This window comes from Acinetobacter sp. CY79 (assembly GCF_059515845.1).
This window is the reverse complement of sequence record NZ_JCAKMY010000010.1, coordinates 39,338-63,063: the sequence shown is the minus strand read 5'-3', so window position 1 is coordinate 63,063 and position 23,726 is coordinate 39,338. Positions and strand designations below refer to the sequence as shown.

Below are 23,726 nucleotides of genomic sequence, written 5' to 3'. Positions count from 1 at the left end.
TGCAAAAGCGCTACCTTTTTGTTTTTTATCAATGGTTAAATGTGCTAACTTATAGCGGAAATTTGGATGAAGATCGAAGCTCTATGTTGAAACAGCGTACCCTTAAGCGAGTCGTGAAAGCGAGTGGTATCGGACTACATAGTGGTCAAAAAGTTTTAATTAACTTTGTTCCACATGTTGCTGATGGGGGAATTGTTTTTCGTCGTATCGATTTAAATCCCCCTATAGATATTGCTGCTGACGCAATGCTGATTCAAGAAGCATTCATGTGTTCCAATTTAGTGCAGGAAAATGCAAAAGTTGGCACGATTGAGCATGTGATGAGCGCGATCGCGGGACTAGGCATTGATAATTTGATTATCGAAGTATCAGCTTCTGAAGTGCCTATTATGGATGGAAGCGCAGGGCCATTTATTTACCTGCTCATGCAAGGTGAATTGGTTGAGCAAGATTCACCAAAGAAATTTGTAAGAATAATTAAACCGATTGAAGCATTGATCGATGATAAGCGTGCCATTTTTAGCCCACATGAGGGCTTCCAGCTAAACTTTACCATTGATTTTGATCATCCAGCATTTGCCAAAGAATATCAGTCAGCAACCATTGATTTTTCAACCGAAACTTTCGTTTATGAAGTGAGTGGTGCACGAACATTTGGTTTTATGAAAGATCTAGATTATCTAAAATCCAATAACTTAGCGTTGGGTGCAAGCTTAGATAACGCGATTGGTGTTGATGAAACAGGTGTGGTCAATGAAGAAGGACTACGCTATGCAGACGAGTTTGTTCGTCATAAAATTTTAGATGCGGTGGGTGATTTGTATCTGCTTGGACATCAAATTATTGCCAAATTTGATGGTTATAAATCCGGGCATGCACTTAATAACCAATTATTGCGCAATGTTAAAAGCGACCCAAGTAGCTATGAAATTGTAACATTTGATGACGCAAAATCTTGCCCTATTCAATATGTAAGTGTGACATAAGTCATTGTCTTAGTGGTTCAATGTTATACTGTAACTATAAATAGCGTTATTAAACTCACATGAAATAATTAAATGTTTGCTTGAGTATGACGTGTCGGTTACTTTTTATTGCTTGCCAAACGTAGTAAAGCTTGGCTAAGCTTAGGGTCGCTCACAAAGCTGGCAGCGTGATGTAACATCTCTAGAGTTGCTGGTGGAATTTGTTTGGGGATTTTCGTGTTTTTAGGTTCTGTTTTGGCTTTAGGTCTTAAACGAACCTGAATTTTCTGTAAATCTTTAAATTCAGAAATTTGTGATAATTGAGAAATATACTGTTTTTGAAGATAACTGACTTGACTAATCAGGGCTTGATTTTCACCGGTAATCGTTAAAATTCCGTATTGATAACATACAACCTGCCAAACATCATTGGGTGGTAATAAAGGTTGAATTAATTTTGTAAGTTTTTGGAATTCAGAAACTTGCTTTGTAAGAAACGATAAGTTTCCTGTTTTTATGTGTTGTCTTGTTTGTTGAAAGACGTTTTTGGGTTCTGACATACATTGTTCCTACATTGTTTTGTTCTAATCTTAGGCGCTCTTTTCAGTGAATATCAAGGACGTGATCACGTAAGAGACTTAAGTAAGAACAGTTTAATGAGGTTTTTATGCATACGCGACGTATTTTATTGGCTTTTTCTTTAGCAGCTTCGGCAGCTTCAGTTGCTTTCGCAGATTTGGTTCAACTTGATGTAAATAATGCTTCATCTCCAGATCGTTTAGGAGAGTTAACAAAAACTTTATCTCAAGGTTCTTATAGTCATCCTGATGATCTTGATATTCCTGCAAATACTTCTTTAGACGTTCAAATCCGTAAACAAAAACCAATTGAACTCAATAATGCATCCCTTGCTGGAAAATATGCATCAAATAACTCAAAAAACTATTCTTCAAACTCTCCATACTCTTGGTTGGTGACGCACCCACTGCCTGATTTGAAACGTGTAAGTTCGAATTATGGTGGTCGTGTAATGGGTGGCCGTGCTGAAAATCACTCTGGTCTAGATATGTCAGCGCCTAGCGGTACACCAATTTATGCGACTGGTCCTGGTATTGTAACTAAGTCTGGTTGGGGTACGGGTTATGGTCAATATGTTGAAATTAACCATGGTAATGGTTACTTAACGCGTTATGCACATGCATCACGTTTGGTTGCCCGCGTAGGTGACCGTGTGAAGGCAGGTGAACATATTGCTAATGTAGGTTGCACTGGTCGTTGTACTGGTCCGCATTTGCATTATGAAGTTGTAAAAGATGGTCAACGTAAAAACCCATCTACTTATTTAGCAATGTTGCCATAATTGGCTAATATGAGAATTAAGATGATTATTACAATTAAGATGATCATCGTCTTAATTAGACAATAGTGTCTTAAGTATTAAAAATAAGCTAACATCTATTTAAAGTAGATTGTGTATAAAAAACCGCCATAATTGGCGGTTTTTTTGTTATGTATGTTAATTTAGGTCAATAACTATTTCGAAACTAAATAGTAGCCAAATCCGTATTCAGTTGTAACCATAACTGAATACCTTTAAAACATGATACATATAAGATCTAAACGTTAGCAGATTGAAAAGGACGAGACATGGCGTATTATGGCGATACAGATGCACAGGAAACGCAAGAATGGCAGGAAGCGTTTGACTCTGTTTTAAAACATATGGGAACGGATCGCGCAGCATTTTTGTTGGAGAAATTGTATCAACAAGCGATTGCCAAGCATGTTCCAATTCAGCGACTAAATACGCCTTACTTAAATACAGTGTCGGTAGATGAGCAGCCTGCAATGCCCGGCGACCAAGATATGGAACGCCGTATTCGCGCATTGATCCGTTGGAATGCGCTGGCAATGGTTCTTCGTGCGAACAAAACAGGTGATGATTTGGGCGGGCATTTGGCCAGCTTTGCATCATCAGCAACTTTATATGATGTCGGTTTTAACCATTTCTTCCGCGCAAATAATGAAAACTTTGGCGGTGATATGATTTATTACCAAGGGCACTGTGCTCCTGGTATTTATGCGCGCTCTTTCCTTGAAGGTCGTTTGACTGAAGAGCACTTAAATAACTTCCGTCGCGAAGTAGATGGTATTGGCTTGCCATCTTACCCACATCCATATTTGATGCCTGATTACTGGCAGTTCCCAACAGTATCCATGGGTCTTGGTCCAATCATGTCGATTTACCAAGCACACATCCAAAAATACCTCATGAACCGTGGTTTGATTAAGGAAGAAAACCGTAAGGTATGGGCGTTCCTGGGTGATGGTGAAATGGATGAGCCAGAAAGTACGGGGGCTATTTCACTTGCAGGTCGTGAAAAATTAGACAACCTGATTTGGGTGGTCAACTGTAACTTGCAGCGTCTAGATGGTCCTGTACGTGGTAACGGTAAAATTATTCAAGAACTTGAATCACTCTTCCGTGGTGCGGGTTGGCGTGTCATTAAAGTGGTTTGGGGTCGTCATTGGGATCCATTACTTGCAAAAGATGAATCTGGTGCACTCAAAGCGGTAATGGAGGAAACGCTTGATGGTGAATACCAACGCCTACAAGTGAAAGGCGGTGCATATGCTCGCGAAAAGTTCTTCGGTAAATACCCGGAAGCAGCAGAGCTTGTAAAAGATTTAAGCGATGAAGATATTGATAATCTCAATCGTGGTGGTCATGACCCATATAAAGTATTTGCAGCATATGCAGAAGCATGTACAGCAAAAGGTCAGCCGACTGTTATCTTAGCGAAAACAGTCAAAGGTTATGGCTTATCGGATGAAATTGAAGCGGTCAATAAAACCCATCAAATCAAAAAGATGCAAATTGAATCGTTGAAATATGTTCGTGACCGTTTTAACTTGCCGATCAGTGATGATGCTCTAGTAGATGTGCCTTTCTATCGTCCAAGCGAAAACTCGCCTGAATTGAAATATATGAAAGCACGTCGTGAAGCTTTGGGTGGTTATTTACCTGCACGTCGTAAAGAAAGTGAACAGCTTGCGATTCCTGATCTTTCTGTATTTGACGCAGTATTAAAAGGTTCTCAAGGTAAAGAACAATCGACCACGATGGTGATGGTGCGTTTAATCGCTGCATTGTTAAAAGAAAAAGCAATTAAAGATCGTGTTGTTCCAATTGTTCCAGATGAGGCACGTACTTTCGGTTTAGAGGGTATGTTCCGTCAGCTGGGTATTTATGCGGCAAATGGTCAGCATTACACCCCTGAAGACCAAGAACAATTAATGCATTACCGTGAAGCAAAAGACGGTCACATGCTTCAAGAAGGGATCAATGAAGCAGGTGCAATGAGTGCTTGGGCAGCATTGGCAACCAGTTATTCAACCAATAACTTACCCATGATTCCGATGTACATGTACTACTCTATGTTTGGTTTCCAACGTATTGGCGATATTGCATGGGCTGCGGGCGATGCACAAGCACAAGGTTTCTTATTGGGTGCAACAGCAGGCCGTACAACGCTCAATGGTGAAGGCTTACAGCATCAAGACGGTCATTCACACATTCTTGCCAATACCATTCCAAACTGTGTGTCTTATGATCCATGTTTTGGTTATGAGTTAGCAGTCATTGTGCATGACGGTTTACAACGCATGTATGTGAATCAAGAGCGTATTTTCTATTACTTAACGGTCATGAACGAAAACTACGAGCATCCTGAAATGCCTGAGGGTGTTGAAGAAGGCATTAAACGTGGTATGTATTTGCTACAAGAAGATGAAAAAGCGACGGTTCAGTTGATGGGTTCAGGTGTGATTCTTCGCGAAGTGATTAAAGCGGCTCAAATCTTACGTGATGAATACCAAATCCATTCAAATGTATTTAGCGTAACGAGTTTTAACGAACTTGCACGTGACGGTATGGCATGTGAAGAATATAACCGCTTACATCCGATGGCTGAAATTGCTCAAGAATCATGGGTGTCTGAACAGCTTCGTGCGACGAAGGGTATTGTGGTTTCTGCAACCGATCATATGCGTGCATATAGCGAACAAATTCGTGCATATCTTCCAGACAACCGTCCATTTGTAGCACTCGGTACCGATGGTTATGGTCGTTCAGATTCACGTGCGAAGTTACGTAGCTACTTCGGCGTCGATGCAGCGCATATTGTTGTTGCGACATTGAAGAAATTAGCAGATGAAGGTGAAGTAGATGCGCGCTTAGTTAAAGATGCAATCTCTACATTTGAATTAGATACAGATCGTCCTGTCGCTTGGGCGCCTCAAGCCACGCCGTCTGTACACGCTGTAGCTGACTACAAAGAGGAGAAATAAGCATGCAAATTACGACTCCTGATATTGGTGTAGATCAAGCCACTGTTGCTGAAATTTTGGTGAATGTGGGTGACACCATTAGCGTTGATGACAGTATTGTTCTGCTGGAATCTGACAAAGCATCTGTGGAAGTGCCAAGCACTTCTGCGGGCGTGGTTAAAAGTATTTTAGTGAGCTTGGGTGACAGCGTTGCTGAAGGTGCTGTGCTGATTGAGCTAGAAGCTGAAGGTCAAGTGACTACCTCTGTTGCAGAGGCACCAAAAGCTGAAGAAAAATCAGCACCTGTTGTTGAGGCGAAAGTTGAAACTTCTCCAAAAGCTGTTGCATCTACATCACAAGTGGTTGATGTTCAAGTACCAGATATTGGTGTGGAAAAAGCATTGGTCGGTGAAGTCCTCGTTAAAGCGGGTGATGAAATTGAAGTTGACCAAAGTATTGTGGTGGTTGAGTCGGATAAAGCAACCGTAGAAGTGCCTAGCACTGTTGCGGGAGTTGTTGAAAGCGTTGAAATTAAAGAAGGTGATAGCGTTAAAGAGGGCGTTGTTATTTTAAAAGTGAAAGTTGCAGGTGCAGCTGAAACTCAGCCAGTTCAACAACCTACTCAAGCTCAAGACACGTCTGTTGCTCAAACGCAAAATTCAGCTCCAGAGAAAGCAACTGCTCCAGTACAATCAGGTGCAGTAGAAGTGACTGTTCCTGATTTGGGTGTAGATAAAGCAACAGTATCGGAAATCTTGGTCAAAGTTGGCGATACGGTTGAAGCTCAACAAAGTCTATGTGTGGTTGAATCAGATAAAGCTTCAGTTGAGGTGCCAAGTTCAATTGCAGGCGTGATCAAAGCGATTCATGTTGAGGTTGGTCAAAGTGTTTCACAAGGCATTGCCTTGGTGACGATTGAAGCTGAGGGTCAAACTGCTGCTGTCGAGAAAGTACCTGTTCAAGCTGAAACTAAGAAAGTAGATGCTTCTAAAGCAGATTCTACTCCTGTTGAATCTTCAGTTGTCACTTCGAATCATGCAAATACTGACGCGGGTAAGCTGACCAAAGAACAAAATGCTGCGAATGCCAATGTTTATGCAGGTCCTGCAGTGCGTAAACTTGCACGTGAGTTAGGTGTGGTGTTGGCGGAGGTGAAAGCATCAGGCCCTCATCAACGTCTCATGAAAGAAGACTTGGTGGCTTATGTGAAGATGCGCTTAACTGCGCCACAAACAACACCTGTTGCTCAATCGGTGACTGCACCTGCTGGTTTACCAAAACTTCCAAGTTTTGATGCATTTGGTGGTGTTGAAGAAAAAGCATTAACACGTTTACAGCAAGTGTCGATTCCGCAGTTGTCTTTAAACAACTATATCCCGCAAGTGACTCAGTTTGATCTTGCAGATATTACGGAGCTTGAAGCATGGCGTAATGATCTTAAAGCTAACTTCAAGAAAGATGGCATTAGCTTGACGATTATGGCGTTCATCATCAAAGCGGTAGCGCATTTGTTGAAAGAAGAGCGTGATTTTGCTGGTCACTTGGCTGATGATGGGAAATCTGTGCTATTGCGTAATGAAATCCATATGGGGATTGCAGTGGCAACGCCAGATGGTTTAACCGTTCCTGTACTGCGTCATCCAGATCAAAAATCAATTAAAGAAATTGCTATTGAATTGGGTGTTTTGGGCCAAAAAGCACGTGATAAGAAACTTTCTCCGAAAGATCTTCAAGGTGCAAACTTCACAATTTCAAGCTTAGGTGCGATTGGTGGAACAGCGTTTACGCCACTGGTGAACTGGCCACAAGTCGCGATTTTAGGTATTTCACCTGCAACGATGCAACCGGTTTGGAATGGTCAAAGTTTTGATCCTAAGTTAATGCTTCCATTATCATTGTCATACGATCATCGTGTGATTAATGGTGCTGATGCAGCGCGCTTTACCAATAAGCTGACGAAGTTGCTAAAAGATATTCGTACTTTATTAATCTAATCAGATCCATTTAGACTCAATAAAACCTCGCCAAGGCGGGGTTTTTTATTGGGTTTGAAAAATGCCACAAACAGATTTATACTTGATCCACTTCACTGGGGAGTAGCCGCCTTTTACGCAAGTTAAAAGGGTGATGGTCAACATATTTGCTCTAAACCGAGCATGGTCATCATAGCAAAGAACCAAATGAGCTTGTAAAAGCTTACTTTTGTTGGCAAGACCTTTGATTTATCCCTCTGCACATTTGGCTAGCAGGAGAGGTAGATCATTGGTATTTAGAAAATGCTAGCCAGAGAAAGTCATCATGTACGAGTTCCTCATCTCTACAGCTATCGTAGCTCTCGCTGAAATGGGCGATAAGACCCAACTTCTTGCCCTTCTTCTTGCCGCACGTTATCAAAAACCAGTCCCTATTCTTATTGCTATTCTTTTAGCAACAATCATCAACCATGGTGTTTCTGCTGCAATCGGTCAATGGATTACCACGGTGCTTAGTCCTGAAATCCTTTTGTGGATTGTATCGATCGGTTTTATTGCGATGGCAGCATGGATGCTTGTTCCCGATCAACTCGATGATGAAAGTGAAAGTATCAATAAATGGCAAAAATACGGCGTTTTTGGAGCAACCTTTGTTTTGTTTTTCTTGGCTGAAATTGGTGATAAGACTCAGGTTGCGACTGTAGCTTTGGCTGCGCGTTTTGACAGCATCTTTTGGGTCACTGCGGGTACAACGCTGGGTATGATGTTAGCCAATGCGCCTGCTGTATTTATAGGGAATAAATTGGCAGACAAGCTTCCAATCTCTTTAATTCATAAAATTGGCGCAGCAATCTTCTTTTTATTGGGTGCTGGCGCATTGATTCAACATTATTTATTGTAATTTGAACATAATAAAACCGAGCAACTCGTTCGGTTTTATTTGCAAAATACGTCACAATAAGTTGAAAAATATAAAATAATTTGGATTGGTCTTTGTTGTAAGTTTATATAAATCCCTATATGTTATCAGGTATTAATAAAATCAATTTAAAGTAAGATTTTTGGGGATTAACATGGCTCTTGACCGCACAACATCACAGGTACTCTATGATGATGGCATACATAAATGCATCAGCTTTACCAGTTTAGTGAAAGGTGAGGGGGTTCAAGCCAATCAGTTTCTGATTATCAATAATGGTCGTGCTGCAGTATTGGATCCAGGTGGTGATTTAACGTATGTGCCCCTCACCATGGAACTCAATAAATACACACGATTGACCAATTTAGATTATGTGATGGCATCTCATCAAGATCCAGACATTATTACGTCTATGCCACGTTGGTTAGTGTATACCGATGCAAAAGTTGTGGCATCCAAGCTTTGGGCACGTTTCTTACCGCACTTGAACTCAGCATTTATGAGTGATCGTATGAAAGGGAACTGGCTTGATCGTTTGATCGAATTACCAGACCAAGGTGCGGCGATTACTTTGGGTGAAACCAAAATCATTGCTGTGCCTGCGCATTTCCTACATTCGGTGGGGAATTTCCAATTTTATGATCCGATCTCTAAGATTTTGTTTTCTGGGGATATGGGTGCATCAATGGTTGAAGATGCTGCTGATCAATTGGTCGACTTCAATTCGCATATTCCAAAGATGAAAGGTTTTCATCAGCGCTATATGTGCTCGAATCGAGTGATTCGTTTATGGGTGAAAATGGTTCGTGAAATGGATGTGGAAATGATTGTTCCTCAGCATGGATCTCCTTTTGTTGGAAAAGAAATGATTAATCAATTTTTAGATTGGATTGAAAATCTACAATGCGGTATTGATCTGATGGATGAAACCGTCTTTTCCTGTCCGCAATAATGAAAAAATATTGAAAAAAATATTGAGTTAAATAGAAAAAATTTTTAACATTTATCGTGTAAAAAATCTACTTTCAACCTCTTTTATTGTTATTTAATGAAAGAGGTTTTTTTGACCACGAGAATTTTAAAAATATGTTGTCTCAAATATCAGCACAGGATGCGTGCTTAAGCTGTGGGGCGTGTTGCGCCTTTTTTAGAGTGTCATTTTATTGGGCAGAAGGAGAGAGTATGCCCGACAATGTGATCGAAGAGTTAACGCCTATTTATTCGTGTATGAAAGGCACCAATCAAAAAGATCCACGCTGTGTGATGTTATCTGGTGAAATCGGGCAACAGGTCAGTTGTACCATGTACGAGCAACGTAGTTCTTCATGTAAAGAGGTTCAAGTGGGAGACAGTCAGTGTCTGAAGGCGCGTTCAGCGCATGGACTCATTCCTTTGGTTGAAATTGACATACCTCATCCAGTAAATGATGAAGATTATGACCAAGTTTGTTAAAGTTTTTGGAATTTTAATCGGCTTAGCTTTAGTTTTAGACTATGTTTATTCCACCAGTAAGTTTGCTTTAGAGCGAAGTAATTGGTTGATTAGTGATTTTGGACCGGGTCATGCTGAATGTGCAGACACTTATCCATTTGATGGTCAGCGTATTGAAAAGCGCGGTATAACATGGGATGTTCAATACCGTTTTATAGATTTAAAACTGATTGTTTATGATGCTAAAACAGGTGAAATGGCGTGTACTTATGCATCTAAATAATCAGCGCTTGAGATGAAAAATCTTTCTTGATAAAAATCATCCTGAATTTTTTATGACTTAAAAAGCTTGAATAAAAAATGAAAATTGAATAGAAATTTGTATATAATGGCTCACGGAAATTACCAGCGAGACTGTTATGTTGACCATCGTTCAAGACGCGTTAACCTTCGATGATGTCCTATTACTCCCTGCTTACTCAACTGTCCTCCCAAAAGATGTCTCTCTTAAGACACGCCTGACTCGTGGCATTCAACTTAATATCCCTTTAGTTTCAGCTGCAATGGATACCGTGACTGAATCGCGTATGGCAATTGCGATGGCACAAAATGGCGGTATTGGTATTTTGCATAAAAACATGGATATTTTGGCTCAAGCTGCTGAAGTACGTCGTGTGAAGAAATTCGAAGCAGGTATGGTGAAAGACCCAATCACAGTAACACCAGAAACAACTGTTCGTGAATTGATGGCGATTACGCAAGCCAATAACATCAGTGGTGTACCTGTTGTGAAGGACGGCAAAGTCGTGGGTATCGTGACAGGTCGTGATACACGCTTTGAAACAAATCTTGAACAACCTGTAAGTAACATCATGACAGGTCAAGACCGACTCGTAACAGTTCGTGAAAACGAATCAAAAGAAAATATCCAAGCGCTTCTTCAAAAGAATCGTATTGAAAAAGTGATTGTTGTTGGTGAGCATTACGAACTGAAAGGTTTGATTACGGTTACTGATTTCAATAAAGCTGAACTTTATCCAAACAGTTGTAAAGATGATCTAGGTCGTTTACGTGTAGGTGCTGCAGTCGGTACCGGGCTAGAAACGCCGAGCCGTGTTGAAGCATTGGTTGAAGCGGGTGTAGATGTGATTGTTGTAGATACAGCACATGGTCACTCCGCGGGTGTCATTGAGCGTGTACGTTGGGTGAAAGCAAACTATCCACAAGTACAAGTGATTGGCGGTAACATTGCCACTGGTGATGCCGCTCTTGCGTTGTTAGATGCAGGTGCTGATGCGGTTAAAGTCGGTATTGGTCCTGGTTCGATTTGTACAACACGTATCGTTGCTGGTATTGGTATGCCTCAAATGTCTGCCATTGATTCCGTTGCTAATGCTTTGAAAGAGCAAATTCCATTGATCGCAGATGGTGGTATTCGCTTCTCTGGCGATATGGCAAAAGCCATTGGTGCAGGTGCAAGTACCATCATGGTCGGTTCATTGATGGCGGGTACTGAAGAAGCCCCTGGCGAAGTAGAATTCTTCCAAGGTCGTTACTACAAAGCTTACCGCGGTATGGGTTCATTGGGTGCAATGGCGGGTTCTACAGGTTCTGCTGACCGTTATTTCCAAGATTCTAAGGCGGGTGCTGAAAAGCTTGTACCTGAAGGCATTGAAGGTCGAGTACCTTACAAAGGCCCAATGGGGAATATCGTACATCAAATGATGGGTGGTTTACGTTCATCTATGGGTTATACAGGTTCAGCAACCATTAATGACCTTCGTGAAAATGCGAAATTCGTTAAAATTACTGCAGCAGGTATGTCTGAATCTCATGTACATGATGTGACGATTACGAAAGAAGCACCAAACTATCGCGTAGGTTAATATCGACAGTTTTGTGATTGAATTAGACTCATAGATTAGTCAAAATTTAGTAGTATTTGTTGTATAAAAGCCGTCAGTTTATGACGGCTTTTTTTATTTAGTGTAAAGTAAGGATATGAAAGCGAAGTGCGAAAAAAGCACGGATAATAAGTGGGTAAAAAATGAGTTATTTTGGTACAGATGGTATTCGCGGTAAATTTGGTGAACTTCCGATTACACCTGAGTTTGCACTCAAACTTGGGTTTGCAGCAGGAAAAGTATTAAAAAGAAGAACAAAGAAAGCCAAGCCGATTGTGGTTTTAGGTAAAGATACGCGCTTATCGGGTTATATTTTAGAGGCAGCTTTACAGGCGGGCTTGAATGCAGCGGGTGTGTATGTCCATTTGCTTGGACCATTACCTACGCCTGCCATTGCGCATTTGACTCGTGCCTTACATGCCAGTTTAGGTATTGTGATTTCAGCATCGCATAATCCTTATTTTGATAATGGAATTAAATTTTTCTCTTCAGAAGGAAAGAAACTTGCTGATGAACTTCAAAATGAAATCAATGTTGAACTTGAAAAAGATATGGTCATTGAAGACCCAGCAAACTTAGGTAAAAGTGTCCGTGTCAAAGATGCCAACGGTCGCTATATCGAGTTTTGTAAATCGACTTTCCCATATCATTTAGATTTAAATGATTTAACGATTGTGGTCGATTGCGCCAATGGTGCTGCTTACAATGTTGGCCCTGCGGTTTTTCGTGAATTAGGTGCAAAAGTATTTGCGATTCATAATGAACCGACGGGAATGAACATCAATGAAAATTGTGGTTCAACTCATCCCGAATTTTTACAAAAAGCCGTGGTTGAACATGGTGCAGATTTGGGCGTTGCCTTTGATGGCGATGCTGATCGCGTAGTGTTGGTCGATAGAGATGGAAACCTGATTGATGGTGACCATATTCTGTATATTCTTGCGACTCAGAGTGCTAAAAAACCAGCAGGTATTGTTGGAACGCTTATGAGTAATATGGCGTTAGAGCTCGCACTTGAAAAAGCTGAAGTGCCTTTACTTCGTGCAAAAGTAGGTGATCGCTATGTACTTCAAGGGTTAGAGGAAAAGGGTTGGGTGATAGGTGGTGAGCCATCAGGTCATATTCTCACTTTAGACAAGAGCACCACAGGTGATGCGATCATTGCAGCACTACAAGTGTTAACGGTCATGGTTGAACAGAAAAAAGCACTCCATGAACTGGTCGATGGATTTAAGCTACTTCCCAATGTATTGGTGAATGTCCGTCTGGAAGCCATGTTTGACCCATACGCTGTACCAGCATTGGTTACTGAATTTGATAAAGCAGAGGCTCAACTTAAAGGACGTGGACGTTTGTTGATTCGTAAATCAGGCACTGAACCTGTGATTCGTGTCATGGTCGAAGGTGAAAACCTAGAAGAAGTAAATGCACTTGCACATTCACTTGCAGATGCAGTTCGCGCTAATGCTGCTTAAAAGGGATAGATGAATGAGTGACTTGATTAAAGATTTAAGTGAGCTTCGTTTAAGTTATCAAAAAGATGAGTTACATGAAACTCAAGCTGCATTAAATCCACATGAGCAATTTTTAAGTTGGTTTAATCATTCTCTTGAAATCAAGTTGCATGAACCTTATGCCATGTCATTGGCGACAGCCAATGCACAAGGTCGCCCCCATGTGAGAACGGTTCTATTGCGTGGTGCAACTGAAGCTGGGTATGATTTTTATACCAATTATGACAGTCAAAAAGGGCTGGACTTAGCTGAAAATCCTTATGCTGAGCTGTTATTTTACTGGCCTGAGCTTGAGCGTCAAATTCGTGTCAGTGGACGAGTAGAGAAAATCTCTTTGGCTGAGTCGACAGACTATTATCATAAGCGTCCGAGAGACAGCCAGATTGCAGCACATATCAGTACACCACAAAGTGGCGTGATTGGTAGTCGTGAAGAGTTGCAGTTAAGATTTCAAAATTTACATGATGAAGTTGCAACTCAAACGCAACTTGCTAAGCCTGAGTTTTGGGGAGGTTATCGTTTAGTGCCAGATTATTATGAATTTTGGCAAGGACGTCCAAACCGTTTACATGACCGCTTGAGTTATGAAAGAATCGAAGATCAATGGACATTACAACGATTGATGCCTTAAATGCCGAATATTCAAATTCAACAACGACCATTTTTAACGAGCCCTGAATTATTTCAGGGTTTGTCACCTTTGCTTGCTCGAATTTTAGCGCGACGAGGGGTGCAATCTGATTTAGAGCTTGAACTTAAGTTGAAGCATTTACTTGCACCGCAAATGAAAGGATTAGAGCAGGCCATTCAGATCGTTGATCAGGCTATTGAGTCGAATCAAAAAATTGTCATCGTGGGTGATTACGATGCTGATGGTGCAACCAGTACTGCACTCATGGTTCTTGCACTCAGGGAAATGGGTGCAAATGTCCATTACCTTGTACCTGATCGTTTTAAATATGGTTACGGTTTAACACCAGCAATTGCAGATTTAGCCTTTGTGACCTATACCCCTGATTTATTGATCACAGTCGATAATGGTATTTCTAGTCATGAGGGAGTGAATCAAGCTCAAGCACATGGGATGCAGGTGATTATTACCGATCATCATTTAACGACAAAAGAAACACCGAAAGCAGAGGCAGTCGTAAATCCCAATCAGTTGGGTTGTGATTTTCCAAGCAAAGCTTTAGCAGGTGTAGGCGTTGCATTTTACTTGCTTGCGAACTTATCCAGTCATCGTAAAAAAATGGGCAAATCATTCGCACAGATGACCCATTATTTAGATTTGGTTGCACTGGGTACTTATGCAGATGTTGCCAGTTTGGATTTTAATAACCGAATATTGGTCGATGCAGGTGTGAAACGCATTCAATCTAATCAGTGTCGTGCAGGGATTATTGCACTTTTAGACCTTGCGGGTCGTGATCCTAAAGATCTAAAAGCGCAGGATTTAGGATTTGTCATCGGACCACGTATAAATGCGGCAGGGCGTATGGATACCATGAATATTGGTATCGAATGTTTACTGGCGGAAGATATGCAGACAGCTTATGCATTTGCGCGACAATTGAATGAGCTGAATTTACAGCGTCGATCTGTCGAAGCAGAGATGAAGCAAGAAGCACTCACTGTGATTGAGCAACTTGAATTAGACCAGAAAAATTTACCTGCTGCTTTAATTATGTTTGAAGAGCACTGGCATCAAGGGGTCATCGGCATTGTTGCTGGACGTTTAAAAGAACAATTCCATCGCCCAAGTATCGTGTTTGCACCAGATAAAGACGGGATTCATATTAAAGGTTCAGCTCGATCGATTGATGGTATTCACATTCGTGACAGTATTGAAAAAGTCGCTGAACGACATCCGCATTTAGTGAGTTTTTTTGGGGGGCATGCAGCAGCAGCTGGGCTCACCATTAAACGCGAGCACTTTGATGAGTTTAAACAGGTTTTTGAGCAATTGATTGCTGAAGCTGATGATGAAATTTTCCAAGCATTACTCTGGACGGATGGGGAGTTGAGCAATGAAGATTTCGTTGTCGAGACAGTAGATCAAATTGAACAGCTTGGACCTTGGGGGCAAAAATTTCCACACCCTGTTTTCGAAGGTGAATTTAAAATTTTGGAACATCGTTGGCTGAAAGACGTTCATCTTAAATTGAAGTTAGTCTTAGGCAATGGTCAATGGATTGAAGCCATTGCATTTAATGCTTTAAATAAATATGACTTCAAAGCTGATCAGGAAAAAGTCAAACTTGTGTATGAGTTAGATAAAAATGAATACAAAGGTCAGGTCAGTGTACAGCTTAAGGTTTTACATTTAGAACATTAAAAAAACCGCTCATGAGAGCGGTTTTTATGTCTAACTTAAATGAGATTAGAAGCGGTAAGCACCACGAACACCGAATAGGTTGCCTTCATCAGCAAAACCTACACGACCTTCAAGACTCACTTGTTGATTGAAGAATTTTTTAGCGCTAATGCCAAATTCGTCATATAGGTCATTGTCATAATAATCTACACCAATACTCAAAGTTTTATCGATGTAATAGTCACCACGTACAGAGAATTCATCTAAATCACCTAAACCAGCATAAGCTTCTAGATTTACGTCATTTGAACCCACTTGCGTAACATATTTAGCACGGATTGTTGGATCAACGCCATCGTCGTAGTCATTATCGTAACCTTTCAAACCTGCCGCCAATAAAAGGCCAGGAGCTGGAAGATAACCTACTTCAACGCCGTAAGTCGTTACGTCGTAATCTTCAAAGCCTTCTTCTTCCTCACTCGAATGAGCAATATTTGCACCTACATAGAAATCTGAGTTAGGTACAAAGTATTCAACGCCTGCACCAAATGTAGTAGTTTCGTACCAGTCGAAGTCATAGTAAGAAACTTCAGCATTTACATTGCTCGCGCGTTCTAAGAATGCTGCTTCATTTAAAGGATGGTTTTTAACTTGAACTGGGTTGAAGTAGTAAGCCCCATCAATTGCAAAACCTGTAGAAGTATCCCCATTATCAGGGTCGATTAAATTAACTGTTCCGCCAACTTCTGCTTGATAAGCATGAGCTGTTCCTAGGCTAGCAATAAGTGCTGTAGCAAGTGCAATTTTCTTAAACATTCTTAAATGCTCTCTTTGTTATAAAATTATGACTGTATTGTTACAGTTCATGTCCATTGTATGAAATAACTACAAAGAGTCAATGCACTAAAACTGACTTTATATGATTAGGTACTAAAAAAGCCCATCCTAAGATGAGCTTTCGATAAGTTTTTTAAAAATTAGATGAATTAGAAGCGGTATTTAGCAGCAACACCAAAAGTATTGTAGTCGTTGTTGTATTGTTCACCAAAACCAACACGACCTTCTAAACTTACTTGCTGGTTGAAGAATTTACGCGCATTGATACCCACTTCTGAACGATCTGTAATATCGTTATTGTGATAGTCTGCGCCTACACTTAATGTTTTGTCGATGTAATAATCCGCAGCTAGGTTATATTCATCCGAATCACCAAATGCTGCACCAGCTTCAAGGTTGATATCTTTACCATTGCTTAAAGTCGTTACGTATTTTGCACGTAAAGTTGGATCTACGCCATCATCAGCATCGTTATCGTAACCTTTAAGACCCGCTGCAATTAACAGACCTGGTGCAGGAAGGTAACCTAGTTCAGCATTATAGTACGTGGTATCCCAGTCATATTTTTGACCTAAAATATTGGTACGCTCTTGTTCATTTTGGCTTACACCACCAGATACATAAAAATCAGAGTTTGGAACAAAGTATTCGACTCCAGCACCATACGTTGTGTCATCCAATTCACCACGATCTGCGAAATCAACATGCGCACTCACGTTACTTGCACGGTCAAGGAATGCCGCTTCAGCCAAAGGTGCATTACGTGTCTGAACTGGGTTGAAGTAATATGTACCGTTCACACCAAATTCGCTACCTGAACTCCCATTGTCAGGATCAACGTAGCCTGCAGAAGCACCAACTTCAGCTTGATATGCATTTGCAGTGCCTGTTACAGCCAAAGCTGATAGTAATGCAGAAGCGATTGCTAATTTTTTCATGATACTTCCCCTTATAAGGAATAAAAATTCGAATACATTTTTTGTTACAAGTTCAGTGTAGGGGAAAATAATGGAGGATCAATCAAGTAAAAGTAACAGTAATGTATATAGTGTAATTATATGTAATATTTACGATTTAAATTATTGATTTATATAACTTAAAATAAATGTGAGATCGTGTTATTAATGATCGTATTGAGTAAAAACATGTGTTTTATTATGAATAAAGATCACTTTTTCACGTAAATTTGAAGTTTATATGAATGTAATGGTTGCTATTAAAACATCACTCATAATAAAAATATAATGAATATGAGTTAAACCAGTCCAAGACATCGAGTCCATATTAGGTTTTGGGGTGATTTCTGTCGTAGAAAAGCAATCTCTCATGTTTTTAGGGACTGTGTTAGAATATTGCGGAATTTAAAAGCAGCATATTTAGGATCAACGCACGTGGAAATTAATCCGTACCTTATTCAGATAAAAGACTTAAACGACCGTGGTCAGACATTACGGGGGTATCTTTGACTACGATCTAAAGAAAGAGCGTCTAGAAGAAGTCCTACGTGAATTAGAAGATCCCACAATTTGGAATGATCAAAGCCGTGCTCAAGCGATGGCGAAAGAGAAAGGTGAACTTGAAAATGTACTCAATGTACTTGAAGGTTTAGCGACTCAAGTAGAAGATGCGCAAGCGATGCTTGATCTCGCTGTTGAAGCTGATGATGAAAGCTTACTTGAAGATGTTCAGGCTGAATTAAGTTCAGCCGAAGCAGAACTTGCCAAGCTCGAATTCCGCCGTATGTTTAGTAATCCAATGGATCCGAACCCATGTTATGTGGAAATTCAGGCGGGTTCAGGGGGCACAGAGGCTCAAGATTGGGCATCAATGCTATTGCGTATGTATCTACGTTGGATTGAACGTCATGGTTTTAAAGCTGAAGTGATGGAAGAATCGGATGGTGATGTAGCAGGGATTAAATCTGCAACCATTCGTGTAGATGGCGAATATGCCTATGGTTGGTTACGTACTGAATCAGGTGTACACCGTTTAGTGCGTAAGTCACCATTTGATTCTGGTAACCGCCGTCATACTTCATTTTCAGCGGTGTTTGTTTCACCAGAAATTGATGACAATATTGAAATTGATATTAATCCATCGGATGTTCGTACGGATACTTACCGTGCATCTGGTGCGGGTGGTCAGCACATTAACAAAACCGATTCAGCGGTACGTTTAACGCATGCGCCAACAGGTATTGTAGTGGCGTGTCAGAACCAGCGTTCACAACATGCCAACCGTGACCATGCCTGGAAACAATTACGTGCAAAATTGTACGAACTTGAAATGCAGAAGCGTAATGATGCTGCTAAAGCACTTGAAGATAGCAAATCAGATATTGGTTGGGGTAGTCAGATTCGTTCATACGTACTTGATGACTCACGTATTAAAGATTTGCGCACCAGTGTAGAAAGTTCAAACACGGGTGCAGTACTTGATGGTGATTTAGATAAGTTCATCGAAGCGAGTTTGAAACAAGGTCTTTAATTCAAGCTTATATCGAGTATTTTGCATATAAAAGAAGCAGGGATTGATCTCTGCTTTTTTTATATTTCTGCCTTTTATATTCATGTGTATTATTTTGATAAAAGTCAGTGTTAGATCATCAAATCAGATCAATGCTAGAATAATGAATACTTGTCAGTTCGATGTTGGTATTTCAAAGATTGTTTTAAATATCGAGATTATTCGATATTAATATCTAAAATATTCGATATAATGAATGTGTTAAGTGCTTATCATGAATGTGAGTGAAATGAGATGGACACTGAAGCAATTTACAAAGCCTTATCAAACCCGCTAAGACGTCAAATTTTACAATGTCTGAAGGATCCTCAAGACATGATTCCTCAGGATGATTGTGCTCGAGATTTCAGTCGGGGCGTATGTGCAGGGCAGATCGAAAAAATTGCTGAAGTTTCTCAATCCACCATGTCGAATCATTTATCTGTATTGCAACAAGCAGGTTTAGTGACCGTAACCAAGCATGGTCAATGGTGTTATTTCTCACGTGATGAAGCACAAATTCAGAAATTTTTAGATCACATACAACAATCTTTGTGATTGCGATATATCAAATGATCCGAACTGTATAAGGAAGATGCCATGACTGACTTTTCAACTCCAATTCAATTGGGTGAATTAAAGCTTAAAAACCGAGTTGTAATGGCGCCTTTAACGCGTTGCCGTGCGACTGCTGATCGTGTTCCTACTGAGTTAATGGTTGAATACTATGCGCAACGTGCCAGTGCAGGTTTGATCATCGCTGAAGCAACGGTTATTTCTGAAGAAGCCAATGGTTATGAAAAGACGCCTGGTTTATTTACCGATGCTCAAGTGGAAGGCTGGAAAAAAGTCACTGATGCCGTACATGCAAAAGATGGACGGATTGTTTCACAGTTATGGCATGTGGGGCGCGTATCACATCCTGATTTATTAAAAGGGGAAACCCCAGTTTCAGCAAGTTCAGTGCAACAAGCAGGTCATGTCAGTCTACTTCGTCCAAAACGTGATTATGTATCGCCACGCCCTTTAAACATCTCAGAAATTCACGCGATTACTCAACAATTTAAACAAGCGGCAATTCGTGCTAAAGCTGCAGGTTTTGATGGGGTTGAATTACACGCTGCGAATGGTTATTTGATCGATCAATTTTTACAGACTAAAACCAATTTACGTGATGATGAATATGGCGGTTCAGTTGAAAATCGTGCACGTTTCCTATTGGAAGTGATCGATGTATTGATTGAAGTATGGGGCGCAGGTCGTGTAGGGGTGCATTTGGCGCCACGTGGTGATGAGCATGACGTGGGGGATGATGATCCACGTGAAACTTTCGGTTATGTGATGCAAGAATTAGGCAAGCGTAATATTGCATTTTTCTTTACACGTGAATACCTAGCAGATGATAGCATCAGTGAATATCTAAAAGAACGTTCAAATGGCGTGCCTTATATTGCCAATATGAAGTTAGATCGCTCTTCTGCATTGGATCTACTGGCTACAGGCAAAGCAGATGCGGTTTCGTTTGGTAAGGCTTATATTGCCAATCCAGATTTATTTGAGCGTTTGGTGGCTGATGCGCCATTAAATGAACTGAAGTTTGAAAATATGATTGGTACTGATGTTGCGGAAGGGTATACGGATTATCCAAGCCTAGCAAAATAAAAAACAGTAAAATAAAAAACAGCAAAATAAAACATGTCAAAAAGCCTCGTCAGTTAACAAGCTGACGAGGCTCTGTTATATTCTAGCCACTGCTGTTTTTAGAGATGTGATGTTTGGCTACTCCTTTTTGGTACAACGCTGCCTTAGCGATCGTAAAACCTCTTTATCGTTGGAAAATAAAAAAACGTGCGCAAAGTGCGGAGGCATACCAACAGGAATGTTTAGAGCGTTTCGGACCTTTTCAGCCTGTTAAAAATACACAGACGATTTGGTTTCATGTGGTATCTGTGGGTGAAACCAATGCGGCGCAACCATTGATTGAGCATTATCTGAAATTAGGTCATCCAGTTTTAGTCACCAACACCACTAAAACGGGGCAAGCGCGCGCCAAATCATTATTCCTTAAAGCGCCTTATGACGATCTATTTCAAGCGGTATATTTACCAGCAGATCAAAAATCTTTGGTGGCACAGTTCTTTGAAAAATATCAGCCGAAGATGTTGGTTTTGGTGGAAACAGAACTTTGGCCAAATTTGATTGCTCAATCTAAAAAATTAAATATCCCGACAATATTGGTCAATGCTCGTCTTTCTGAAAAATCTGCCAATGGCTATGCAAAAGTTAAGTCTTTGACACAGCCAATGCTCAATGGTTTAAGCCAACTTTTAGCGCAAGATCAAGCCTCAGCACAACGCTTTCAGGCGCTTGGTATGCCTGCCGAGTTAAGTCAGGTGGTCGGAAGCATTAAGTTTGATATCCATGCACCTCAAAGTTTTATTGATCACGCTCAACAGCTCAAAGAAGAATGGATGCTCCATGGTCGAACAATTATCACCCTTGCCAGTACACACGCACCTGAAGAGCAGCAATTAATTACAGCACTCAGTAGTCGTTTAATTGAAGATCCTTCACTGTTATTGATCGTGGTTCCGCGTCACCCAGAACGCTTTGATGAAGTCTATCAAGTGGCTCAAGATCTGAATTTAAATGTACAGCGCCGTAGTTTAGGGCAGTCAATTGAAACCGATACTCAAGTCTATTTGGCAGACAGTATGGGCGAAATGTGGCTATGGTATGCCTTAAGTCACGCCTGTTTTGTTGGCGGATCACTGAATCAGCCAGGGGGCGGACATAACATATTAGAACCCATCGCCTTAAATGTACCGACAGTGATTGGCCCCCATTATTTTAATTTCCAAAGTATTGTCGATGAATTTGTAGAGGCTTATGCTGTCGCAGTTGGGTATGATGCAGAGCAGGTGGCAAGTATGCTCTTAGACTTTGCTGAAAATGAATCTTTGGCGATCCAAATGGCGAGTAATGCTCACCAAATTATGCAAAAAAATGCGGGATCATTAGCCAAGCATATTCAAGTTTTAGATCAGTATTTATAAAGCCTACTATGAATATTGTTTTAATCGATTCGCGTCAAACCACTGCTGATGTTTGGACAATCAGTTCTGCTCGTCAACTCGAACATTTAAAGATGCATGTGAATGTTCAAATTGGCGATACACTCAAGGTTGGAGTGAAAGCAGGGAAGCGCTACTTAACCGAAGTGATTGCTGTAGAAGAGCGGGCGATCAAGGTTCGTCCATTACATGAAGAAGTTGTACCAGCAAAGCTTCCAGTCACCTTAATTGTGGCCATGCCCAGACCTAAAGTACTTCGTCGTTTGATTATGGATAGCGTGACTTTGGGTGTTGAAAAAATCATTTTATTGCACAGTTATCGTGTCGATAAAAGCTATTGGCAATCACCGTTTTTACAACAGCTCGATCAGTATGTGACTTTGGGTTTGGAACAAGCCGGGGATACGATTGCCCCACCAATCGAAATTTATAAACGATTCAAACCGTTCGTTGAAGATGTATTACCAAGTATGATCTCTACAGAATCTCCTGCTTATGTGGCACATCCGTATGCTGAGCAAAAAATGCCGTTCGCAATTGATCATGCATGTACCATTCTGATCGGTCCAGAAGGTGGTTTTATTCCTTATGAGATTGATCTGCTCGAAAAAAACGGCTGCCTCGCGTTCAGCTTAGGCAACCGGATTATTCGCACTGAAACTGTGATTTCCTATGTATTAGGACGCTTATGTGTTTAAGCTGATTTTTCAGTTGCTTTAGCGCGTGCAGATTCATCCTCTTGAGAGGCATCGCCACGATAAACTTTGACTTCCTGAACAGGATAAGGAATTGAAATTTCATGTTCTGCAAAGGCTTCAATGACGCTTTCTTGAACTAAACTGATTGAAGTTGATGTTAAGGTTTCAGTGGTATTCACCCACCACTGTACTTTCAGATTAACTGAGAAATCAGCCAGAGCAGTTACATTCACACTAAACCCAGGTTGGCTTAAAATCGTTGGATTCTTATCTAGAATTTGCAGAATGATTTCTTTGGCTTTTTGAACATCATCTTCATAACCAATGCCGACAATAAATTCACAACGACGACGTTGATATGCCGTATTTACAGTCACAGGGCTGGTATAAACAGTCGCATTGGGAATGACGATACGACGACCATCTGGTGAGCGTAGATAGGTTGCACGAATTTGGATATCTTCAACAGTACCCTCCATACCACCCACAATAATATCATCGCCAATTTTAAAGGGCTCACCCAGTAAGATTAGAATACCTGAAAGCAAATTTTGGAAAATATCCTTAAATGCAAAACCGATCGCAACGGAACCAATCCCTAGCGCACTCATCAATTGACCTGGAGTAAAGCCTGGAATAGCGATCACCATCGCGATCAAAAAACCAAAGAAAATGATTGCAGAGCTACCGACACGGTTGAGGACAAGCACCAAATTTTGCTTGGTATAAGAACGATCAGAAAGTGCTTTACGAACAAAGAATTTAAAAACTTTTGAAATTAACCAAAATATCGTAAAAACAATAATCGCAATGCAAATATAAGGCAGGCGATCCCAGAATCCATCCATGATTTTATCGATAGTTGAATATGCATCATTGTATTTTGAGGTGTGTGCAATCACAGTTTGAGCGGTTTTTTCACCAGCTTCATGGATCAGATTGGTGGTACCTTCAGTGACTGCACTCAGGGTTGATTGTTCTTCTGCCACGGTTATTCCGAAAAATAGGGATTTTGATGATATTTTGCCTGAAAAAACTTAAAAATTAAAAGCTTTAACGTATTAACTGTGCAGATTGTAAGTAAATGAATCAGTTTGAATGGTTTCAATTGGGTGTGAATTCGTTGCAAAGATACTAGCGAAGATGTATTTAACTTTTAATAGAAAATTTTTTAGTAGAGATGCTTTGATTATCTATTGGCATCAATAAAATAAAAATGGTCAATTTAGATAAGCTCAGCAGAAGAAAATTGATTGAACTCAA

At 40.6% G+C, this 23,726-nt stretch carries 21 protein-coding genes and 1 riboswitch; of the genes, 17 read left to right on the top strand and 4 right to left on the bottom strand.

Going from position 1 to position 23,726, the window contains the following annotated elements; genetic code table 11:
* Positions 1–83: 83 nt before the first annotated feature.
* Entirely contained in the window at positions 84–986 is a 903-nt protein-coding gene (gene lpxC / locus AC5YCE_RS05485; RefSeq protein ID WP_496125488.1) for a UDP-3-O-acyl-N-acetylglucosamine deacetylase, read from the top strand.
* A 98-nt stretch (positions 987–1,084) separates the two neighbouring features.
* On the opposite strand, the gene AC5YCE_RS05480 is transcribed toward lpxC, so the two are convergent.
* Positions 1,085–1,525, bottom strand: a complete 441-nt coding sequence (locus AC5YCE_RS05480; protein ID WP_496171341.1) for a DUF721 domain-containing protein — start codon at positions 1,523–1,525, stop codon at positions 1,085–1,087.
* Positions 1,526–1,632: 107 nt separating this feature from the next.
* Between AC5YCE_RS05480 and AC5YCE_RS05475 the strand changes: the two genes are divergently transcribed.
* The 11 genes from AC5YCE_RS05475 to recJ all read left to right on the top strand — a co-directional run bounded on the left by AC5YCE_RS05475 (position 1,633) and on the right by recJ (position 15,370).
* Positions 1,633–2,325, top strand: coding sequence for a M23 family metallopeptidase (locus AC5YCE_RS05475; protein WP_496171340.1), 693 nt, complete (start codon positions 1,633–1,635; stop codon positions 2,323–2,325).
* A gap of 287 nt (positions 2,326–2,612) precedes the next feature.
* Positions 2,613–5,315 (top strand): pyruvate dehydrogenase (acetyl-transferring), homodimeric type, encoded by a 2,703-nt coding sequence (aceE, locus tag AC5YCE_RS05470; protein ID WP_496125441.1) that lies wholly within the window; start codon positions 2,613–2,615, stop codon positions 5,313–5,315.
* 2 nt (positions 5,316–5,317) lie between these two features.
* Entirely contained in the window at positions 5,318–7,288 is a 1,971-nt protein-coding gene (locus AC5YCE_RS05465; protein ID WP_496171339.1) for a 2-oxo acid dehydrogenase subunit E2, read from the top strand.
* Positions 7,289–7,373: 85 nt separating this feature from the next.
* Positions 7,374–7,517, top strand: a riboswitch (yybP-ykoY riboswitch).
* A 75-nt stretch (positions 7,518–7,592) separates the two neighbouring features.
* A complete protein-coding gene (locus AC5YCE_RS05460; protein WP_496125439.1) occupies positions 7,593–8,168 on the top strand; it encodes a TMEM165/GDT1 family protein in 576 nt (191 codons plus the stop codon).
* Positions 8,169–8,340: 172 nt separating this feature from the next.
* Positions 8,341–9,138 carry an oxygen-binding di-iron domain-containing protein gene (locus AC5YCE_RS05455; RefSeq protein ID WP_496125438.1) on the top strand — a complete coding sequence of 266 codons (798 nt, stop codon included), beginning with the start codon at positions 8,341–8,343 and terminating at the stop codon, positions 9,136–9,138.
* Positions 9,139–9,272: 134 nt separating this feature from the next.
* Positions 9,273–9,638 carry a YkgJ family cysteine cluster protein gene (locus AC5YCE_RS05450; protein WP_496171338.1) on the top strand — a complete coding sequence of 122 codons (366 nt, stop codon included), beginning with the start codon at positions 9,273–9,275 and terminating at the stop codon, positions 9,636–9,638.
* Positions 9,622–9,900, top strand: coding sequence for a hypothetical protein (locus AC5YCE_RS05445; RefSeq protein ID WP_496171337.1), 279 nt, complete (start codon positions 9,622–9,624; stop codon positions 9,898–9,900). The genes AC5YCE_RS05450 and AC5YCE_RS05445 overlap by 17 nt, the downstream gene beginning before the upstream one ends.
* Before the next feature lie 136 nt (positions 9,901–10,036).
* Complete coding sequence (gene guaB, locus AC5YCE_RS05440; RefSeq protein ID WP_496171336.1) at positions 10,037–11,503, top strand: IMP dehydrogenase; 1,467 nt, start codon at positions 10,037–10,039, stop codon at positions 11,501–11,503.
* 161 nt (positions 11,504–11,664) lie between these two features.
* Positions 11,665–12,996 (top strand): phosphoglucosamine mutase, encoded by a 1,332-nt coding sequence (gene glmM / locus AC5YCE_RS05435; protein WP_496171335.1) that lies wholly within the window; start codon positions 11,665–11,667, stop codon positions 12,994–12,996.
* A 13-nt stretch (positions 12,997–13,009) separates the two neighbouring features.
* A complete protein-coding gene (pdxH, locus tag AC5YCE_RS05430; RefSeq protein ID WP_496171334.1) occupies positions 13,010–13,666 on the top strand; it encodes a pyridoxamine 5'-phosphate oxidase in 657 nt (218 codons plus the stop codon).
* Positions 13,667–15,370, top strand: coding sequence for a single-stranded-DNA-specific exonuclease RecJ (gene recJ / locus AC5YCE_RS05425; protein WP_496171333.1), 1,704 nt, complete (start codon positions 13,667–13,669; stop codon positions 15,368–15,370).
* A 45-nt stretch (positions 15,371–15,415) separates the two neighbouring features.
* On the opposite strand, the gene AC5YCE_RS05420 is transcribed toward recJ, so the two are convergent.
* Positions 15,416–16,165 carry a putative porin gene (locus tag AC5YCE_RS05420; RefSeq protein WP_496125432.1) on the bottom strand — a complete coding sequence of 250 codons (750 nt, stop codon included), beginning with the start codon at positions 16,163–16,165 and terminating at the stop codon, positions 15,416–15,418.
* A gap of 170 nt (positions 16,166–16,335) precedes the next feature.
* Positions 16,336–17,124 (bottom strand): putative porin, encoded by a 789-nt coding sequence (locus AC5YCE_RS05415; protein WP_496125431.1) that lies wholly within the window; start codon positions 17,122–17,124, stop codon positions 16,336–16,338.
* Positions 17,125–17,577: 453 nt separating this feature from the next.
* Here AC5YCE_RS05415 and prfB point away from each other — a divergent pair.
* The 5 genes from prfB (at position 17,578) to AC5YCE_RS05390 (ending at position 22,463) form a co-directional block, all read left to right on the top strand.
* Positions 17,578–18,673 (top strand): peptide chain release factor 2 gene (gene prfB / locus AC5YCE_RS05410; RefSeq protein ID WP_496171332.1). Its coding sequence is split into 2 segments (ribosomal slippage): positions 17,578–17,649 and positions 17,651–18,673, totalling 1,095 coding nucleotides; the frame shifts between segments, so codons are not numbered across the junction.
* A gap of 273 nt (positions 18,674–18,946) precedes the next feature.
* Positions 18,947–19,249 (top strand): ArsR/SmtB family transcription factor, encoded by a 303-nt coding sequence (locus tag AC5YCE_RS05405; RefSeq protein ID WP_496125429.1) that lies wholly within the window; start codon positions 18,947–18,949, stop codon positions 19,247–19,249.
* A gap of 42 nt (positions 19,250–19,291) precedes the next feature.
* Positions 19,292–20,353 carry an alkene reductase gene (locus AC5YCE_RS05400; protein WP_496171331.1) on the top strand — a complete coding sequence of 354 codons (1,062 nt, stop codon included), beginning with the start codon at positions 19,292–19,294 and terminating at the stop codon, positions 20,351–20,353.
* A gap of 113 nt (positions 20,354–20,466) precedes the next feature.
* Positions 20,467–21,747: a 3-deoxy-D-manno-octulosonic acid transferase gene (locus AC5YCE_RS05395; RefSeq protein ID WP_496171330.1), complete on the top strand. Its 1,281-nt coding sequence runs from the start codon at positions 20,467–20,469 to the stop codon at positions 21,745–21,747.
* Positions 21,748–21,755: 8 nt separating this feature from the next.
* Positions 21,756–22,463 carry a 16S rRNA (uracil(1498)-N(3))-methyltransferase gene (locus tag AC5YCE_RS05390; RefSeq protein ID WP_496125426.1) on the top strand — a complete coding sequence of 236 codons (708 nt, stop codon included), beginning with the start codon at positions 21,756–21,758 and terminating at the stop codon, positions 22,461–22,463.
* Here AC5YCE_RS05390 and AC5YCE_RS05385 read toward each other — a convergent pair.
* Positions 22,460–23,452, bottom strand: coding sequence for a mechanosensitive ion channel family protein (locus AC5YCE_RS05385; protein ID WP_496171329.1), 993 nt, complete (start codon positions 23,450–23,452; stop codon positions 22,460–22,462). The two genes, AC5YCE_RS05390 and AC5YCE_RS05385, sit on opposite strands and share 4 nt — an antisense overlap.
* Between the last annotated feature and the right edge of the window lie 274 nt (positions 23,453–23,726).

What these genes read in the sequence shown, in the direction of transcription:
- recJ (WP_496171333.1), top strand. Translation starts at nt 13,667, where the DNA reads ATGCCGAATATTCAAATTCAACAACGACCATTTTTAACGAGCCCTGAA.
- AC5YCE_RS05390 (WP_496125426.1), top strand. Translation starts at nt 21,756, where the DNA reads ATGAATATTGTTTTAATCGATTCGCGTCAAACCACTGCTGATGTTTGG.
- aceE (WP_496125441.1), top strand. Translation starts at nt 2,613, where the DNA reads ATGGCGTATTATGGCGATACAGATGCACAGGAAACGCAAGAATGGCAG.
- AC5YCE_RS05400 (WP_496171331.1), top strand. Translation starts at nt 19,292, where the DNA reads ATGACTGACTTTTCAACTCCAATTCAATTGGGTGAATTAAAGCTTAAA.
- AC5YCE_RS05455 (WP_496125438.1), top strand. Translation starts at nt 8,341, where the DNA reads ATGGCTCTTGACCGCACAACATCACAGGTACTCTATGATGATGGCATA.
- pdxH (WP_496171334.1), top strand. Translation starts at nt 13,010, where the DNA reads ATGAGTGACTTGATTAAAGATTTAAGTGAGCTTCGTTTAAGTTATCAA.
- AC5YCE_RS05465 (WP_496171339.1), top strand. Translation starts at nt 5,318, where the DNA reads ATGCAAATTACGACTCCTGATATTGGTGTAGATCAAGCCACTGTTGCT.
- lpxC (WP_496125488.1), top strand. Translation starts at nt 84, where the DNA reads ATGTTGAAACAGCGTACCCTTAAGCGAGTCGTGAAAGCGAGTGGTATC.
- AC5YCE_RS05405 (WP_496125429.1), top strand. Translation starts at nt 18,947, where the DNA reads ATGGACACTGAAGCAATTTACAAAGCCTTATCAAACCCGCTAAGACGT.
- AC5YCE_RS05415 (WP_496125431.1), bottom strand. Translation starts at nt 17,124, where the DNA reads ATGAAAAAATTAGCAATCGCTTCTGCATTACTATCAGCTTTGGCTGTA.
- guaB (WP_496171336.1), top strand. Translation starts at nt 10,037, where the DNA reads ATGTTGACCATCGTTCAAGACGCGTTAACCTTCGATGATGTCCTATTA.
- glmM (WP_496171335.1), top strand. Translation starts at nt 11,665, where the DNA reads ATGAGTTATTTTGGTACAGATGGTATTCGCGGTAAATTTGGTGAACTT.
- AC5YCE_RS05475 (WP_496171340.1), top strand. Translation starts at nt 1,633, where the DNA reads ATGCATACGCGACGTATTTTATTGGCTTTTTCTTTAGCAGCTTCGGCA.
- AC5YCE_RS05445 (WP_496171337.1), top strand. Translation starts at nt 9,622, where the DNA reads ATGACCAAGTTTGTTAAAGTTTTTGGAATTTTAATCGGCTTAGCTTTA.
- AC5YCE_RS05450 (WP_496171338.1), top strand. Translation starts at nt 9,273, where the DNA reads ATGTTGTCTCAAATATCAGCACAGGATGCGTGCTTAAGCTGTGGGGCG.
- AC5YCE_RS05420 (WP_496125432.1), bottom strand. Translation starts at nt 16,165, where the DNA reads ATGTTTAAGAAAATTGCACTTGCTACAGCACTTATTGCTAGCCTAGGA.
- AC5YCE_RS05460 (WP_496125439.1), top strand. Translation starts at nt 7,593, where the DNA reads ATGTACGAGTTCCTCATCTCTACAGCTATCGTAGCTCTCGCTGAAATG.
- AC5YCE_RS05480 (WP_496171341.1), bottom strand. Translation starts at nt 1,525, where the DNA reads ATGTCAGAACCCAAAAACGTCTTTCAACAAACAAGACAACACATAAAA.